General features: G+C 67.0%; 14 protein-coding genes and 2 pseudogenes. 12 read left to right on the plus strand and 4 right to left on the minus strand.

Annotated features, from left to right (window positions below):
- The first annotated feature begins 32 nt into the window (after positions 1-32).
- The 3 genes and pseudogenes from FQ389_RS06930 (at position 33) to FQ389_RS06940 (ending at position 2,996) form a co-directional block, all read left to right on the plus strand.
- Complete coding sequence (locus FQ389_RS06930) at positions 33-1,451, plus strand: cystathionine beta-synthase (RefSeq protein WP_144206461.1); 1,419 nt, start codon at positions 33-35, stop codon at positions 1,449-1,451.
- 84 nt (positions 1,452-1,535) lie between these two features.
- A pseudogene (locus tag FQ389_RS06935) lies at positions 1,536-1,734 on the plus strand (RDD family protein); the annotation flags it as partial.
- 95 nt (positions 1,735-1,829) lie between these two features.
- Positions 1,830-2,996 carry a cystathionine gamma-synthase gene (locus FQ389_RS06940; protein WP_144206462.1) on the plus strand — a complete coding sequence of 389 codons (1,167 nt, stop codon included), beginning with the start codon at positions 1,830-1,832 and terminating at the stop codon, positions 2,994-2,996.
- A gap of 22 nt (positions 2,997-3,018) precedes the next feature.
- Here FQ389_RS06940 and greA read toward each other — a convergent pair whose 3' ends face one another.
- Both greA and FQ389_RS06950 read right to left on the minus strand, forming a co-directional pair.
- Entirely contained in the window at positions 3,019-3,513 is a 495-nt protein-coding gene (gene greA / locus FQ389_RS06945; protein WP_144206498.1) for a transcription elongation factor GreA, read from the minus strand.
- A 213-nt stretch (positions 3,514-3,726) separates the two neighbouring features.
- Complete coding sequence (locus FQ389_RS06950; RefSeq protein ID WP_144206463.1) at positions 3,727-4,161, minus strand: DUF4307 domain-containing protein; 435 nt, start codon at positions 4,159-4,161, stop codon at positions 3,727-3,729.
- A gap of 120 nt (positions 4,162-4,281) precedes the next feature.
- Between FQ389_RS06950 and mca the strand changes: the two genes are divergently transcribed.
- From mca to FQ389_RS06965, 3 genes are read left to right on the plus strand one after another with little or no spacing between them, the layout of a single operon-like run.
- Entirely contained in the window at positions 4,282-5,154 is an 873-nt protein-coding gene (gene mca / locus FQ389_RS06955; RefSeq protein ID WP_144206464.1) for a mycothiol conjugate amidase Mca, read from the plus strand.
- Positions 5,151-5,450, plus strand: coding sequence for a hypothetical protein (locus FQ389_RS06960; RefSeq protein ID WP_144206465.1), 300 nt, complete (start codon positions 5,151-5,153; stop codon positions 5,448-5,450). Before mca ends, FQ389_RS06960 begins: the two co-directional genes overlap by 4 nt.
- The gene (locus FQ389_RS06965) at positions 5,437-7,455 is read left to right on the plus strand and encodes a thioredoxin domain-containing protein (protein WP_144206466.1); all 2,019 of its coding nucleotides are present in this window, start codon (positions 5,437-5,439) and stop codon (positions 7,453-7,455) included. Before FQ389_RS06960 ends, FQ389_RS06965 begins: the two co-directional genes overlap by 14 nt.
- 78 nt (positions 7,456-7,533) lie before the next feature.
- On the opposite strand, the gene trhA is transcribed toward FQ389_RS06965, so the two are convergent.
- Positions 7,534-8,259 carry a PAQR family membrane homeostasis protein TrhA gene (gene trhA, locus FQ389_RS06970; protein ID WP_144206467.1) on the minus strand — a complete coding sequence of 242 codons (726 nt, stop codon included), beginning with the start codon at positions 8,257-8,259 and terminating at the stop codon, positions 7,534-7,536.
- Between the two features lie 158 nt (positions 8,260-8,417).
- On the opposite strand from trhA, the gene FQ389_RS06975 reads away from it, so the two are divergent.
- From FQ389_RS06975 to FQ389_RS19365, 3 genes and pseudogenes are all read left to right on the plus strand, one after another.
- Positions 8,418-9,206: a (2Z,6E)-farnesyl diphosphate synthase gene (locus FQ389_RS06975; protein WP_144206468.1), complete on the plus strand. Its 789-nt coding sequence runs from the start codon at positions 8,418-8,420 to the stop codon at positions 9,204-9,206.
- A gap of 55 nt (positions 9,207-9,261) precedes the next feature.
- Positions 9,262-9,652: pseudogene (locus tag FQ389_RS06980) on the plus strand (hypothetical protein); the annotation flags it as partial.
- Positions 9,653-9,914: 262 nt separating this feature from the next.
- On the plus strand, positions 9,915-10,124 hold the full coding sequence (locus FQ389_RS19365; RefSeq protein WP_260860567.1) for a hypothetical protein: 210 nt from the start codon (positions 9,915-9,917) through the stop codon (positions 10,122-10,124).
- A gap of 81 nt (positions 10,125-10,205) precedes the next feature.
- On the opposite strand, the gene coaA is transcribed toward FQ389_RS19365, so the two are convergent.
- A complete protein-coding gene (coaA, locus tag FQ389_RS06990) occupies positions 10,206-11,144 on the minus strand; it encodes a type I pantothenate kinase (protein ID WP_144206469.1) in 939 nt (312 codons plus the stop codon).
- Between the two features lie 116 nt (positions 11,145-11,260).
- Here coaA and glyA point away from each other — a divergent pair, with 116 nt between their 5' ends.
- The 3 genes from glyA to FQ389_RS07005 all read left to right on the plus strand — a co-directional run bounded on the left by glyA (position 11,261) and on the right by FQ389_RS07005 (position 14,996).
- The gene (glyA, locus tag FQ389_RS06995) at positions 11,261-12,541 is read left to right on the plus strand and encodes a serine hydroxymethyltransferase (protein WP_144206470.1); all 1,281 of its coding nucleotides are present in this window, start codon (positions 11,261-11,263) and stop codon (positions 12,539-12,541) included.
- 69 nt (positions 12,542-12,610) lie between these two features.
- Positions 12,611-13,438: an acyl-ACP desaturase gene (locus tag FQ389_RS07000; protein WP_144206471.1), complete on the plus strand. Its 828-nt coding sequence runs from the start codon at positions 12,611-12,613 to the stop codon at positions 13,436-13,438.
- Positions 13,439-13,694: 256 nt separating this feature from the next.
- Positions 13,695-14,996: a PhoH family protein gene (locus FQ389_RS07005; RefSeq protein ID WP_144206472.1), complete on the plus strand. Its 1,302-nt coding sequence runs from the start codon at positions 13,695-13,697 to the stop codon at positions 14,994-14,996.
- Positions 14,997-15,056: the final 60 nt, after the last annotated feature.

A 15,056-nucleotide genomic window follows, 5' to 3' on the forward strand; every position in this document is an offset into this window, starting at 1 on the left:
CGCCGCCCGAAAACGCCTGACACGATGAACACATGCGAATTGCGCAACACATCAGTGAGCTCATCGGCGGCACCCCCCTGGTTCGCCTGAACTCCGTCATCCCCGCCGGTGCCGGCACTGTTGCGGCAAAGATCGAGTACCTCAACCCGGGCGGCAGCTCCAAGGACCGCATCGCGGTCAAGATGATCGACGCGGCCGAGGCCAGCGGTTTGCTCAAGCCGGGTGGCACCATCGTCGAACCCACCTCGGGCAACACCGGCGTCGGTCTGGCGCTGGTGGCCCAGCATCGCGGCTACAAGTGCGTCTTCGTCTGCCCGGACAAGGTCAGCGAGGACAAGCGCAACGTCCTGATCGCCTACGGGGCCGAGGTGGTGGTCTGCCCGACGGCGGTACCGCCGGAACACCCGAACAGCTACTACAGCGTCTCCGACCGGCTGGTCATAGAGATCGACGGCGCCTGGAAGCCCGACCAGTACGCCAACCCGGAGGGCCCGGCCAGCCACTACGCTACGACGGGTCCCGAGATCTGGGCCGACACCGACGGCAAGATCACCCACTTCGTCGCAGGCATCGGCACCGGCGGGACAATCACCGGCGTGGGCCGCTACCTCAAGGAGGTGTCGGCCGGACGGCCGGAAGGACCGGTACGCATCATCGGCGCCGACCCGGAGGGGTCAGTATACTCCGGGGGCATCGGCCGGCCGTACCTGGTCGAGGGGGTCGGCGAGGACTTCTGGCCCGCGGCCTACGACCCGACGGTGCCGGATCAGATCATCGCAGTGTCCGATTCCGACTCGTTCGACATGACCCGCAGACTCGCCCGCGAGGAAGCGATGCTGGTCGGCGGCTCATGCGGGATGGCCGTGGTCGCCGCGGCGAAGGTGGCCGAGGAAGCCGGACCTGACGCCCTGGTCGCGGTGCTGCTGCCGGACGGGGGCCGTGGCTACATGTCTAAGATCTTCAACGACGCCTGGATGTCGTCGTACGGCTTCCTGCGAACCCGGTTGGACGGCTCGATCGAGCAACCCACCGTTGGGGACGTGCTCCGTGGTAAATCGGAGACCCTGCCTGACCTGGTTCACACCCATCCATCGGAGACGGTGCGCGACGCCATCGGCATCCTGCGCGAGTATGGCGTGTCCCAAATGCCGGTGGTGGGAGCCGAGCCGCCGGTGATGGCCGGCGAGGTCGCCGGCAGCGTGTCCGAGCGCGAACTGCTCTCGGCCGTATTCGAGGGCCGCGCGAAGCTGGCCGATGCTGTTTCCGAGCACATGAGCCCGTCACTGCCGATGATCGGCGCCGGCGAGCTGGTCGGTGTCGCCGGAAAGGCGTTGCGCGACAAGGACGCGCTGATGGTGGTCGAGGAGGGCAAACCCGTCGGAGTCATCACCCGATACGACCTGCTGGGCTTCCTGTCGGACGGGCCTCGCACGCAATCCGGGCGGCGCTGAGCGCGTCGTTGAGGCCGCCGCGGGCAACCGCGCTCAGGTACTGTAATGCGGCTCGCTCGGCTCAACCGCAGTGGAGGTTGCATGATGACCGATCAACCGCCGCCCGAACCGTCCGGTGGTCAGGAGCCGCCCGCGGGCGGATACGAACCCGCTCCCTCGGCGCCGGGTGCCGCTTACCCGCCGCCGGGTGGGTTCCTACCCGCCTCCTCCGCCGCCCGGGGGCTACGTGCCGTCGCCGCCCGGACCGGCGATCCGCGCGTTGCCGACGGAGTCCTACACTCCCCTGGGCATGCCAAGCGGCAGACTCTGGCCGACAAGATGCTGACGACGGTGGTCCTGCCGATCTGATTCGGTCGCCGCTGTCTAGGCTGGTCGTTGATGACCGAAAACCCTGACGGACGCGACGGAATCAAGGGACTGACCACCAAGGCCATCCACGCGGGCTACCACCCGGATCCGGCCACCGGGGCCGTCAACGCGCCGATCTACGCCAGCAGCACGTTCGCCCAGGACGGCGTGGGGGGTCTGCGCGGCGGATTCGAGTACGCGCGCACCGGCAACCCGACTCGGGCCGCGCTAGAGGCCTCGCTGGCGGCGGTCGAAGGTGGCGCGTTCGCCCGCGCGTTCAGCTCCGGCATGGCCGCGACCGACTGTGCCCTGCGCGCGATGTTGCGGCCAGGCGACCACCTGGTCATCTCAAATGATGCCTATGGCGGCACATTCCGGTTGATCGACAAGGTCTTCACCCAGTGGAATCTCAGCTACACACCGGCCGCGCTGTCCGACCTCGAGGCGGTGCGGGCCGCGATCACGCCGCGGACCCGGCTGATCTGGGTGGAGACACCGACGAATCCGCTGTTGTCCGTCGCCGACATCGCGGCCATCGCCGACATTGGTAAGCAGACTGGCGCAAAAATATTGGTGGACAGCACTTTTGCCTCCCCGGCGCTGCAGCAGGCGTTGACGCTGGGTGCCGACGTCGTGCTGCACTCTACCACCAAGTACATCGGCGGGCACTCCGATGTGGTGGGCGGTGCGTTGGTCACCAACGACAAGGCGCTCGACGACGCCTTTGCTTTCCTGCAGAACGGGGCTGGTGGGGTGCCGGGCCCGTTCGACGCTTATCTGACCATGCGTGGCCTGAAGACGCTAGTGCTGCGCATGCAGAGGCACAGCGAAAACGCTTTGGCCGTAGCTGAATTTCTGACCGGGCATGCCGCGGTCAGTACGGTGCTCTATCCGGGCCTACCCAGCCACCCCGGCCACCAGGTGGCCGCCCGGCAGATGACCGGTTTCGGCGGCATGGTGTCGGTGCGGATGCGCGGCGGGCGCGCCGCCGCCGGAAAGTTTTGCGCCGCCACCAAGGTGTTCATCCTTGCCGAGTCGCTCGGCGGAGTCGAGTCACTGATCGAATGTCCCAGCGCCATGACGCATGCGTCGACGGCGGGTTCGCAATTGGAGGTACCCGACGATCTGGTGCGGCTGTCGGTCGGCATCGAGGACATCGCCGACCTGCTAGCCGACCTTGAGCAGGCCCTGCACTAATCGGGACTAGTTCGCGGTGGAACTACTCGTGATACGGCTCCGCACTCACCAGCGTGACCTCGACGGTGTTGCCGTTGGGCACCGTGTAGGTGCGCGTCTCACCCTCTTTGGCGTCAATCAGCGCGGCGCCCAGCGGTGAGTTCGGTGAGTACACCTCGAGCTTGCCGTCCTTGACACTCTCCTGGCGGGTCGCGATCAGGAACGTCTCGGTGTCGGACTTGTCCCCGTTGTAGTAGACCTTCACCACCGAACCCGGCAGCGCCACGCCGGACTGCTTGGGCGCCTCGCCGACCTTCGCGTTGTTCAGCAGGTCTTGCAGCTGTCGGATGCGGGCCTCCTGCTGGCCCTGCTCCTCGCGGGCGGCGTGATAGCCGCCGTTCTCCCGCAGGTCACCCTCCTCGCGACGATCGTTGATTTCCGCCGCGATCACCGGGCGGTTCGCAATGAGCTGGTCGAGCTCGGCCTTGAGCCGGTCATGTGACTCCTGGGTAAGCCAGGTCACCTGGGTGTCCGTCATCTCGTCGTGCTCCTCGTCCTGTTGCTCCACGTATCTGCGTGAGTCTCTGAACTCCGCCGATGGGAGTGTCTGGGTTCGCCCCGTGCTGCCGCTCCGCTTTGCTCACGGCCGCTAATGCAGCAATACACGGCCCCAAGTGGAACCGTGCATTTACTCATGCTACCACCGTGGAAACGTCCGATGACGTCATTTGGGGTTTAGCTTTGCGACCGATCAGGCGGGACGAAGGTAGTCGGGGACGTCGGTGCCGCACCCGTAAATGTCGGCCATCACCGGCGGTGCCGACGACTTCACAGTGGTCGTGACTTGCACGGTCTTGTCTTCGGACGGCGGGACGAGCACTTCGCGGCGGCCGATTTCGCGGCCGTCTTTCGCACGGACCCGCACAATGCAGTCCACCGGCCGCGCCGGGTCAGATCGCGTCACGCTGATCGTTATTGACGCTGTTTGCTCGTCGAGAACCGCGTAGCCGGTCAGCGACCCCGAGACGGCATTGGTGCCCAGCCGTTGGTATCCGACGATGGCGATGCCGAGGCCGCCCGCGAGCACCAGCACACCGAGCCCGGCGGCCAGCCAGCGGCGGGACACGCGCGACAGCCGCGTGCGTCCGTAGCGCGATTCGGGACGCGGGGTGGGGGGCGTGGTCATGGCGCTTTACCGGGGGCTGGTCCGCTGCCAAGCCGGCGGCTGGCAGCTGCAACATAGAAAAATTGGAATTATATGGTCCTTATAGGCTCGGGGGAGACCAGGAATCCGACAAGGGGACACGTGAGCGAACTGCGGTTGATGGCGGTGCACGCCCACCCCGACGACGAGTCTAGTAAGGGCGCGGCCACCCTGGCCCGCTATGCCGACGAAGGGCATCGCGTGCTGGTGGTGACGCTGACCGGGGGTGAGCGCGGCGACATTCTCAATCCGGCCATGGACCTGCTCGACGTCAAAGAGCACATCGCCGAAATTCGGCGTGACGAGATGGCGAAGGCCACCGAAATCCTCGGCGTTGAGCACACCTGGCTCGGCTTCGTCGACTCCGGCCTGCCCAAGGGGGATCCGCCGCCATCGCTGCCGGAAGGTTGTTTCGCGCTGGTGCCCCTCGAAAGGCCCGTCGAGGCGCTGGTCCGGGTGATCCGCGAGTTCCGGCCGCACGTGATCACCACGTACGACGAGAACGGCGGCTACCCGCATCCGGATCACATCCGCTGCCACCAGGTTTCGGTCGGGGCGTACGAAGCCGCCGCCGACTTCGCCCGCTTCCCGGATGCCGGCGAGCCCTGGGCGGTATCCAAGCTGTACTACGTGCACGGGTTTCTGCGCCAGCGCATCCAATTGCTCCAGGACGAATTCGCCAAGCGCGGCGAGGAGGGCCCGTTCGGCCGGTGGCTGGAGTACTGGAAGCCCGAGCACGATCCGTTCGACTCTCGGGTGACCACCCGCGTCCAGTGTGCGGAATATTTCAGCCAGCGCGACGACGCGCTGCGCGCGCATGCCACCCAGATCGATCCCAACGCCGAGTTCTTCGCCGCGCCGATCGCCTGGCAGCAGCGGCTCTGGCCGACCGAGGAATTCGAGTTGGCCCGCTCGCGGGTCCGGGTCCGGCTGCCCGAGGACGACCTGTTCGCCGGAATCGAGAACCTCAAGTGAGTCACCTGCTGCTGACGGTGCTCGCCGACGGCCCGCCGCACAACACCGGGCCCGATTTCGGCAAGGCCAGTCCCATCGGGCTTTTGATCGTCGTGCTGCTGTTGATCGCCACCCTGTTTCTGCTGCGCTCGATGAACCGGCAGCTGAAAAAGGTGCCCGATTCCTTCGACCCCACGCACCCCGAGCCCGATCAGGCCGCCGACGAGGGCACCGACCAGGTCGTGCCGCCGGACGGCACCCCGGGCACGGCCCAAGGATTGACGCGGCCGCCGGTACCCGGTGATGAGCCCGGCTGAGTCCGCCGGGACGAACACCCTGGGGCTGGCCACCAGTCCCTATTTGCGTCAGCATGCCGACAATCCGGTGCACTGGCAACAGTGGACGCCCCATGCGATGGCCGAGGCGGCCGCGCGCGACGTGCCGATCCTGCTTTCGATCGGCTACGCCGCCTGCCATTGGTGTCACGTGATGGCCCACGAATCGTTCGAGGACGACGAGGTGGCCACCGCGATGAACGCGAACCTCGTCTGCGTCAAGGTCGACCGGGAAGAACGCCCGGACATCGACGCGGTCTACATGAACGCCACCATCGCCCTCACCGGGCACGGGGGCTGGCCGATGACATGCTTCCTGACGCCGGACGGGCGGCCCTTCTTCTGCGGCACCTACTATCCGAAAGACGGCTTCCTGCAATTGCTTTCGGCGGTCACCGAAACCTGGCGGCAACGCCGCGGCGAAGTCGAGGAGGCCTCCGACCAGATCGCCGGCGAGTTGCGCAAGATGGCCGGGGCGGTTGCGGGTGCGGCCGGCGCGGGTCCCGACATCGATACGGGACTGTGTGATCATGCGGTTGTCGCGGTGCTCGCTGGCCTGGACACGGCGCACGGCGGGTTCGGCGGGGCGCCGAAATTCCCCCCGTCGGCGATGCTCGAAGCGCTGCTGCGTCATTACGAGCGCATCGGATCAGTGTCCGCGCTGCAGGCCGTCGCGCACACCGGAAGTGCCATGGCCCGGGGCGGCATCTACGACCAACTTGCCGGCGGCTTCGCCCGCTACAGCGTCGACAACGCCTGGGTGGTACCGCATTTCGAGAAGATGCTGTACAACAACGCGTTGCTGTTGCGCGCCTACGCGCACTGGGCCCGGCGCACCGCAGACTCGCTGGCCCGCCGGGTCACCGCGCAGACCGCGCGGTTTCTGCTCGACGAGCTGACCGACGGCGCGATGTTCGTCTCGTCGCTGGACGCGGACGCCGGCGGTCGCGAAGGCGCCAACTACGTCTGGACGCCCGAGCAGTTGACCGAGGTGCTCGGTCCGGACGACGGCCCTTGGGCCGCACAGGTTTTCGCTGTAACTGCATCCGGAACCTTCGAACACGGGACGTCGGTGCTGCAACTGCCCAACGATCCCGCTGACCAGGACCGGCTCGATCGCGTCCGGACCGCGCTGCTGGCCGCGCGCCTGACCCGGAGGCAGCCGGGCCGCGACGACAAGGTCGTCACATCGTGGAACGGCCTGACGATCACCGCGCTGGCCGAGGCCAGCGTGGCGCTCGACGAACCCGAACTCGCCCGCGCGGCGCGGCGCTGCGCGACGGCACTGCTCGAACTGCACCGGGTCGACGGCCGGCTGCGGCGGGCCAGCCTCGGCGGGGTGGTCGGCGACAGCGCCGCCATCCTGGAGGACTACGCGATGCTGGCCACCGGATTGCTCGCGCTCTACCAGCTGACCGTCGAAGACGAGTGGCTGGTCGCGGCGCGTGAACTTCTCGACACCGCCTGCGAGCATTTCGCCGACCCGCAGCAGCCCGGCCGCTGGTACGACACCGCCGACGACGCCGAGCAGCTGATCCTGCGCCCGGCCGACGCGTTGGACGGGGCCACGCCGTCGGGCGCGTCGACGATCACCGAGGCGCTGCTGACCGCCGCGCACCTGGTCGACAGCGCCACGGCGCCACGATATCTGCAGGCGGCGCTGCAGACCCTCGACGCGCACGCCCTGCTCCTGGCGCGGGCTCCGGCGTCGGCCGGGCACTGGCTGGCCGTGGCCGAGGCGGCCGTGCGCGGGCCTCTGCAGATCGCGGTAGCCTGCGACTCCGCGCGCTCGGCGCTGTTGGCCGAGGCGCGCCGGTTGGCTCCCGGCGGGGCGATTGTGGTGGGTGGGAAGATGGACTCGTCGGCGCTGCTGGTCGGTCGGGACCGGGTGAACGGCGCCGATGCGGCCTATGTGTGCCGGGGACGGCTGTGCAACCTACCGGTGACCCGGCCGGCCGACCTGGCAGCCGCGTTGGGCGTGCAGTAATATCACCGCCGCGAAACGGTATTCCGCGATGCGTTTCGCGAATAGAGCCGTCGCTGGTTGCAGTCTCGCGGGTGGGAGTCAGAAGACGACAAACCACATCGCGATGTAGTGGCAGATCGCCGCGGCGGCGGTGCAGGCATGGAAGAACTCGTGGTAGCCGAACGTCGTGGGCCACGGGTCGGGCCAACGCAGCGCATACAGGATGCCGCCGATGCTGTACAGCGCGCCGCCGACGAACAGCAGCACCATGGCCGCCACCCCGGCGTTGTGCAGGATCTCGCCGGTGTACCAGACCGCGACCCAACCCAACAGGATGTACAGTGGCACCCCGACCCACCGCGGCGCCGTCGGCCACAGCATCTTCAGCAGGATGCCGGCCGCCGCCCCGCCCCACACGATCCACAACACCACGTGTCCGTCCCGCGGGGTGAGGGCCAGCTGCGCGAACGGCGTGTAGCTGCCCGCGATGAACACGAAGATCATCGAGTGATCGGCCCGCTTCATCCATTTCTGGGCGGCCGCAGATTTCCAATGCACCTGGTGATAGGTGGCGCTGACCGAAAACATCACGATCGTGGCTGCGGTGTACAGCAGGGTCGCCAGGCCGGCGCGGGTCGATCCCACCGCCCACGACACCGCAACCAGCGAGGCGCCCGCGAAAACCGCGGTGCTCGCGGAATAGACGTGGATCCAGCCGCGGAACCGCGGCTTGGTCAATACCCGGGTGACACCCTCGACCAGTTGTTGTGTCGCGTTGGCGGCGAGTCCCTGAGGTTCGGACTGCTCCGTTGTGGTCTGACTCAATGTCTCCTGATGCCTTTGTCCGATGACGGTCGAATTTGCCGCTTGCTTCTCTCGCTAAACGTTAGCTCGCGCCGGCCGGCCGACCCCGGTGTCGCGCGCCGTGACATGCTGCCACTTCGTCCGAGAATTGGTCGCGGCTCACAGTAGGGTGGACGTTCGTGGAGATCATTCCGCCGCGGCTCAAAGAGCCGTTGTATCGCGTCTACGAGCTGCGGCTGCGGCAGGGCTTGGCCGCCTCGAAGTCCCAGCTACCGCGCCACATCGCGGTGCTGTGCGACGGGAACCGGCGGTGGGCGCGCGACGCGGGCTACGACGACGTCAGCTACGGCTACCGGATGGGCGCGCATAAGATCGCCGAGATGCTGCGCTGGTGCCAGGAAGCCGGCGTCGAGATGACCACCGTGTATTTGCTGTCCACCGAAAACTTGCAGCGCGACCCCGACGAGCTGGACGGCCTGATCGAAATCATCACCGACGTCGTCGAGGAGATCTGCGCGCCGGCCAACCGCTGGAGCGTGCGCACGGTGGGCAATTTGGAGCTGCTCGGCGACGAGCCGGCCCGGCGGTTGCGCGAGGCGGTCAAGTCCACTCCCAGCGCCGCGCCCTTCCACGTCAACGTGGCGGTCGGCTACGGCGGCCGGCAGGAGATCGTCGGGGCGGTGCGCGCATTGTTGAGCAAGGAACTCGCCAACGGCGTGAACTGTGAAGAGCTCGTCGAGTCGGTGACGGTCGAGGCCATCTCCGAAAACCTGTACACCTCCGGGCAACCCGACCCCGACCTGGTCATCCGTACTTCGGGCGAACAGCGCCTGTCCGGGTTTTTGTTGTGGCAGAGCGCTTACTCGGAGATGTGGTTCTGCGAGACGCACTGGCCCGCGTTCCGCCGGGTCGATTTTCTGCGTGCGCTGCGTGATTACAGCCGACGGGATCGCCGGCACGGTAAGTAGCCTGGCCGCCGCCGAACGGTCTTAAGCGCCTCCTCGGGCGTGCCACACTGAGGAGATAGCTGCGTTGTCGGCTGTGGTGTTCGCGTTGAGCGGTTGGTCGGGTTGTATCTGCTGTCCCGTGACCCGCGAAAACCGGTGCTGGTCCTGGCGGCGATCGGTCTGTGTGGTTTCGCCCTGATGGTGGCGCTGGACGCGGTGCGCACTGCGACCCCTTTGTGCGGACCCACGCCGGGCTGCTCAGCCGCATAGAGATCTATCTGGTCGCCATTCCCAGCGTGGCCTAGTTCGCGGTGCTGGTCGAGCTCTCTCGACCCGCCGAGCGCTGGCGGGTCCGCACCCGGGAGCTGCTACTGATCGCCGGCGTCGCCGCGCTCACCCTGGTCGCCGCCGCGATCGCCGGCAGCGTCGAAAGGCCGCTGCGACCGGGCCAACTGCTGATGTTCGCGGTGGCAGTGCACTGGCGGCACGCTGAGACCCATTTCAATACCATCCATCCGCCATCGCAAGGAGTAATCACATGTGCTGTAACTGGCATACCGAACATGCGCCTCTTCGACGCGACCGATTCGTTGCTGCGTTTCGTCATGCGCGTAGACGCCACGTTGACGGGTCTGTGTGGTGTCTGGCTACCGCCTTGTTCGCCGATCCGCTCTCGTCGCTGACCGGGCTGAGTTCCCAACGTGCAATTCGCCCTCGGCGCCTTCTTCAGTGTTCTACGGCCTGACCGGGCTGGAGGACCTCCGCAGCGTCGGCGTCGGTGTCGTCGTGGCCAACATCGTGTTGACGCTGCTGGCGTTCGGGGCGGTAGGCTCTGCCGATGACAGCGATCGGGATGGGCATGGCCGCGTGGCTATCGGCCTGTTGACCGCTGCCCTGTCCTGGCTGCAGTACCTGGGAGTGCGCAGGTTGCCCGCGTAATCCCATTCCCGCCGGAGCGGGGCGTCCACCGGGCCTGTCACGGGGCCGCGGCGGTGCCCCGCTCTAGGCCTTTTTGAGGCCTTACAGCTTGCGCAGTCGCAGCCGGTTGATGGAGTGGTCGGCGTCCTTGCGCAACACCAGCGTCGCGCGTGGCCGGGTGGGCAGGATGTTCTCGACCAGGTTTGGCCGGTTGATCGACCGCCAGATCTCGCGGGCGGCGGCGACGGCCTTGGCGTCGTTGAGCGCGGAGTAGTGGTGGAAGTGCGATTGCGGGTCGGCGAAGGTCGTGCTGCGCATCGCCAGGAACCGCGAGATGTACCACTGTTCGATGTCTTCGATTCGGGCGTCGACATACAACGAAAAGTCGAACAGGTCCGATACCATCAGGTTCGGACCTGTCTGTAATACGTTGAGACCTTCCAGGATCAGGATGTCCGGGTGCCGGACGACGTGTTTGGCCCCGGCGATGATGTCGTAGCGCAGATGTGAATACACCGGCGCGCACGCATAGTCGGAACCCGATTTGACCGACGTGACGAATCGCATCAGCGCCCGGCGGTTGTAACTCTCCGGAAAGCCTTTGCGGTGCATCAAGTTTCGCCGGTCCAGCTCCGCGTTCGGGTAGAGGAAACCGTCGGTGGTGACTAGGTCAACGCGCGGGTGGTGATCCCAGCGTGCCAGCAACGCCTGCAGCACACGCGCGGTGGTCGACTTCCCGACCGCAACGCTGCCGGCCACCCCGATGACGAACGGGACCGGCCGGTCGGGATTCTGCTGGGGCTCACCGAGGAACTCCGCGGTGGCGGCGAACAAGCGTTGCCGGGCCGCCACCTGGAGGTGGATGAGTCGGGCGAGCGGCAGGTAGACCTCTTCGACCTCGAGCAGATCGATCTGTTCGCCGAGACCGCGCAGGCCGACAAGCTCCTCTTCCGTGACGGCCAGTGGCGTCGACATGCGCAACGCGCGCCACTGCTTTCGGTCGAACTCCACATAAGGGCTCGGCTCGCTCAGCCGGGGCATAGTGCCCAGTGTGGCAGGGAGGACCGCAGGCCACACGGCTGGGCTGGCTAAAACCACCGCTCGATAGACTGGCGGCCGTGACTGCTGCACCTGATGCCCGTGTATCCGCGTCCGTGATGTCCGCGCCACTCGCCGAGGTAGACCCGGATATCGCCGGGCTGCTTGGCAAAGAGCTCGGCCGCCAGCGTGACACCCTCGAGATGATCGCGTCGGAGAACTTCGTGCCCCGCTCGGTGCTGCAGGCGCAGGGCAGCGTGCTGACCAACAAGTACGCCGAGGGCCTGCCCGGCCGGCGCTACTACGGCGGTTGCGAGCACGTCGACGTCGTGGAAAACATCGCCCGCGACCGGGCCAAGGCGCTGTTCGGCGCCGACTTCGCTAACGTGCAGCCACACTCCGGCGCGCAGGCCAACGTCGCGGTGCTGCACGCGCTGATGTCGCCCGGGGAGCGGCTGCTGGGCCTGGACCTGGCCAACGGCGGGCATCTGACCCACGGGATGAAGCTCAACTTCTCCGGCAAGCTCTACGAGAACGGCTTCTACGGCGTCGATCCAACGTCGCATCTGGTCGACATGGACGTCGTGCGCGCCCAGGCGCTCGAGTTCCGCCCAAAGGTGATCATTGCCGGCTGGTCGGCGTACCCGAGGATCCTCGACTTCGCGGCGTTCCGGTCGGTCGCCGACGAGGTCGACGCCAAGCTCTGGGTGGATATGGCGCACTTCGCGGGACTGGTCGCCGCCGGGCTGCACCCCTCGCCGGTGCCGCACGCCGACGTGGTGTCCACCACCGTCCATAAGACGCTGGGCGGCGGGCGCTCGGGAATGATCCTGGGCAAGCAGGAGTACGCCAAGGCGGTCAATTCGGCGGTTTTTCCCGGCCACCAGGGCGGCCCGTTGATGCACATGATCGCGGGTAAGGCGGTCGCGCTGAAGATCGCCAGCACCCCGGAGTTCGTCGAGCGCCAGCAGCGCACGTTGTCCGGGGCCCGCATTCTGGCCGACCGGCTGTTGGCGGCCGACGTGGTCAAGGCCGGCGTGTTGGTGGTCAGCGGCGGCACCGACGTGCACCTGGTGCTGGTCGATCTGCGCAACTCCCCGCTGGACGGGCAGGCTGCCGAGGACTTACTGCACGAGGTCGGCATCACGGTCAACCGCAACGCCGTGCCCAACGACCCGCGCCCCCCGATGGTCACCTCGGGTCTGCGGATCGGGACGCCCGCCCTGGCCACCCGCGGTTTCGGCGACGCCGAGTTTGCCGAGGTCGCCGATGTCATCGCCACCACGCTGGCGGCCGGTACCTCCGCTGACGTGGCGGGACTGCGGCAACGTGTCACGCGGCTCGCGCAGGATTTCCCGCTCTACGACGGCCTCGAGGACTGGGCTCTGGTTGGGCGCTGACACCGCCCGGGCCGCGACACTATGCGGCCCCGGTTTATTTCACCTGTGTCTACGGGTTACAGTTACTGCATGGCACAGAAACCTGTAGCTAACGCATTAACCCTGGAACTCGAACCGGTGGTCGAGGTCAACATGGACCGCCACCTCAACACCGAGGACATCTGGTTCGCGCACGACTACGTGCCGTTCGACCGCGGTAAGAACTTCGCGTTCCTCGGCGGACGCGACTGGGATCCGTCCAGCATGACGCTGCCCCGGGCCGTCACCGACGCCTGCGAAATTCTGCTGCTGCTCAAGGACGACCTGGCTGCTCACCACCGCGAGCTCGTCGAGCACTTCATTCTCGAGGACTGGTGGGGCCGCTGGATCGGCCGCTGGACCGCCGAGGAGCATCTGCACGCCATTGCGCTGCGCGAATACCTGGTGGTGACCCGTGAGGTCGACCCCACCGCCAACGAGCAGGCCCGCTTACAGTACGTGATGCAGGGTTATCGCGCCGATCACTACTCGCAGGTTGAGACCCTGGCGTACATGGCGCTCACCGAGCGCACCCACGCGGTCTTCACCCGCAATCTCGCCGACCAGCTCGAGGAGCCCATCCTGTCCGGGCTGGTCGACCGGATCTCGCGTGACGAGGAGCGCCACGAGGAGTTCTTCTCCAACCTGGTCGCGCATTGCCTGCAGTACACGCGCGAGGAGACGCTCGCTGCGATCGCCGCCCGTGCGTCCGAACTGCCGGTGGTCGGCGGCGATATCGAGGCGTACCAGGGCAAGGTGCAAAACGTCGCCGCCGCTGGAATTTTCGGTCTCGATGACCTGCGCCGGGCGATCTCCGACCGCATCAAGGCCTGGGGCGTCGCCGGTGACCCCCAGCTGCGGCAGTTCGTCATCGACTGAGCCCGCCTGACGACCGGTGAGCCCGCAACGGCTCGCCGGCTTCGGCGCTCGTCGGCACCCCGGTGTCGGCGCGTCTGCGCGGCGGTGCAGCGCTCTCGGGAGTAACGTGATTTTCGATGGCCAGCGTCATGTTCAGCTGCCAGGGCGGCACTTCCCATCATCCAACGGAAGGGCCGGTCCCGGGTCTTCGTGTCGCAGTTCCCGCCGACATGCCTGTGCGAGTCCGCGCGGGCTCATCCCGCTCGAGGAGCGCTTCGTGACCGAAATCCGGACCTACGTGATCGACACCTCCGTGCTGCTGTCCGACCCCTGGGCTTGCAACAGGTTCGCCGAGCACGAGGTGGTGGTCCCGTTGGTGGTGATCAGCGAACTGGAGGCCAAACGCCATCATCATGAGCTGGGCTGGTTCGCGCGTCAGGCGCTGCGTTTGTTCGATGATCTCCGGCTGGAGCACGGGCGTTTAGATCAACCGATTCCCGTTGGAAAACAAGGTGGTTCGCTGCACGTAGAGCTCAACCACACCGACCCCGCCGTGTTGCCGGCTGGATTTCGCACCGACAGCAACGACTCCCGGATTCTAAGCTGCGCGGCCAACCTGGCCGCCGAGGGCAAGCGAGTTACGTTGGTGAGCAAGGACATTCCGTTGCGGGTCAAGGCCGCCGCGGTGGGCCTGGCCGCCGACGAGTATCACGGGCAGGACATCGTGGCCTCTGGCTGGTCTGGGATGCAGGAGATCGAGACGGCCGCGGAGGACATCGACGCGCTGTTCGCCGACGGCGAGATCGATCTGGTTGAGGCACGAGACCTGCCCTGCCACACCGGAGTTCGGCTGCTGGGCGGCAGCTCGCATGCCCTGGGCCGGGTGACCGCGGCCAAGCGCGTCCAGCTGGTTCGCGGTGACCGCGAGGTGTTCGGGCTGCGCGGCCGGTCGGCCGAGCAACGGGTGGCACTCGACCTGCTGCTCGACGAGTCGGTGGGCATCGTGTCGCTGGGCGGCAAGGCCGGTACCGGTAAGTCGGCGCTGGCTCTGTGCGCGGGCCTCGAGGCGGTGCTGGAACGTCGCACGCAACGCAAGGTCGTGGTCTTCCGTCCGCTGTACGCCGTCGGCGGCCAGGAGCTGGGCTACCTGCCCGGCAGCGAGAGCGAAAAGATGGGCCCCTGGGCGCAGGCGGTCTTCGACACGCTGGAGGGCCTGGCCAGCCCCGCGGTGCTGGAAGAGGTGCTGTCCCGCGGAATGCTCGAGGTGCTGCCGCTGACCCACATCCGAGGACGTTCGCTGCACGACTCGTTTGTGATCGTCGACGAGGCGCAGTCGCTGGAGCGCAACGTCTTGCTGACCGTGCTGTCCCGGTTGGGCACCGGCTCGCGGGTGGTGCTCACCCACGACATCGCCCAGCGCGACAACCTGCGGGTCGGCCGGCATGATGGCGTCGCCGCGGTGATCGAGAAGTTGAAGGGCCACCCGCTGTTCGCGCACATCACGCTGTTGCGCAGCGAGCGGTCGCCGATTGCGGCACTGGTCACCGAGATGCTCGAGGAGATCGCGGGCCCGCACTGACCGTTTGCCCGGCAGCGAAACTGTATTCCACGACGGCTATACTCGCGAAATGCGTCGCTG

It is taken from the genome of Mycobacterium tilburgii (assembly GCF_902168065.1).
GTDB classification, from domain to species: Bacteria; Actinomycetota; Actinomycetes; order Mycobacteriales; family Mycobacteriaceae; genus Mycobacterium; species Mycobacterium tilburgii.

Excerpts from the sequence above, each read along its gene's own strand:
- FQ389_RS07000 (WP_144206471.1), top strand. The coding sequence starts at position 12,611 with ATGGCACAGAAACCTGTAGCTAACGCATTAACCCTGGAACTCGAACCG.
- FQ389_RS06965 (WP_144206466.1), top strand. The coding sequence starts at position 5,437 with ATGAGCCCGGCTGAGTCCGCCGGGACGAACACCCTGGGGCTGGCCACC.
- FQ389_RS06950 (WP_144206463.1), bottom strand. The coding sequence starts at position 4,161 with ATGACCACGCCCCCCACCCCGCGTCCCGAATCGCGCTACGGACGCACG.
- FQ389_RS06940 (WP_144206462.1), top strand. The coding sequence starts at position 1,830 with ATGACCGAAAACCCTGACGGACGCGACGGAATCAAGGGACTGACCACC.
- greA (WP_144206498.1), bottom strand. The coding sequence starts at position 3,513 with ATGACGGACACCCAGGTGACCTGGCTTACCCAGGAGTCACATGACCGG.
- FQ389_RS06930 (WP_144206461.1), top strand. The coding sequence starts at position 33 with ATGCGAATTGCGCAACACATCAGTGAGCTCATCGGCGGCACCCCCCTG.
- coaA (WP_144206469.1), bottom strand. The coding sequence starts at position 11,144 with ATGCCCCGGCTGAGCGAGCCGAGCCCTTATGTGGAGTTCGACCGAAAG.
- glyA (WP_144206470.1), top strand. The coding sequence starts at position 11,261 with ATGTCCGCGCCACTCGCCGAGGTAGACCCGGATATCGCCGGGCTGCTT.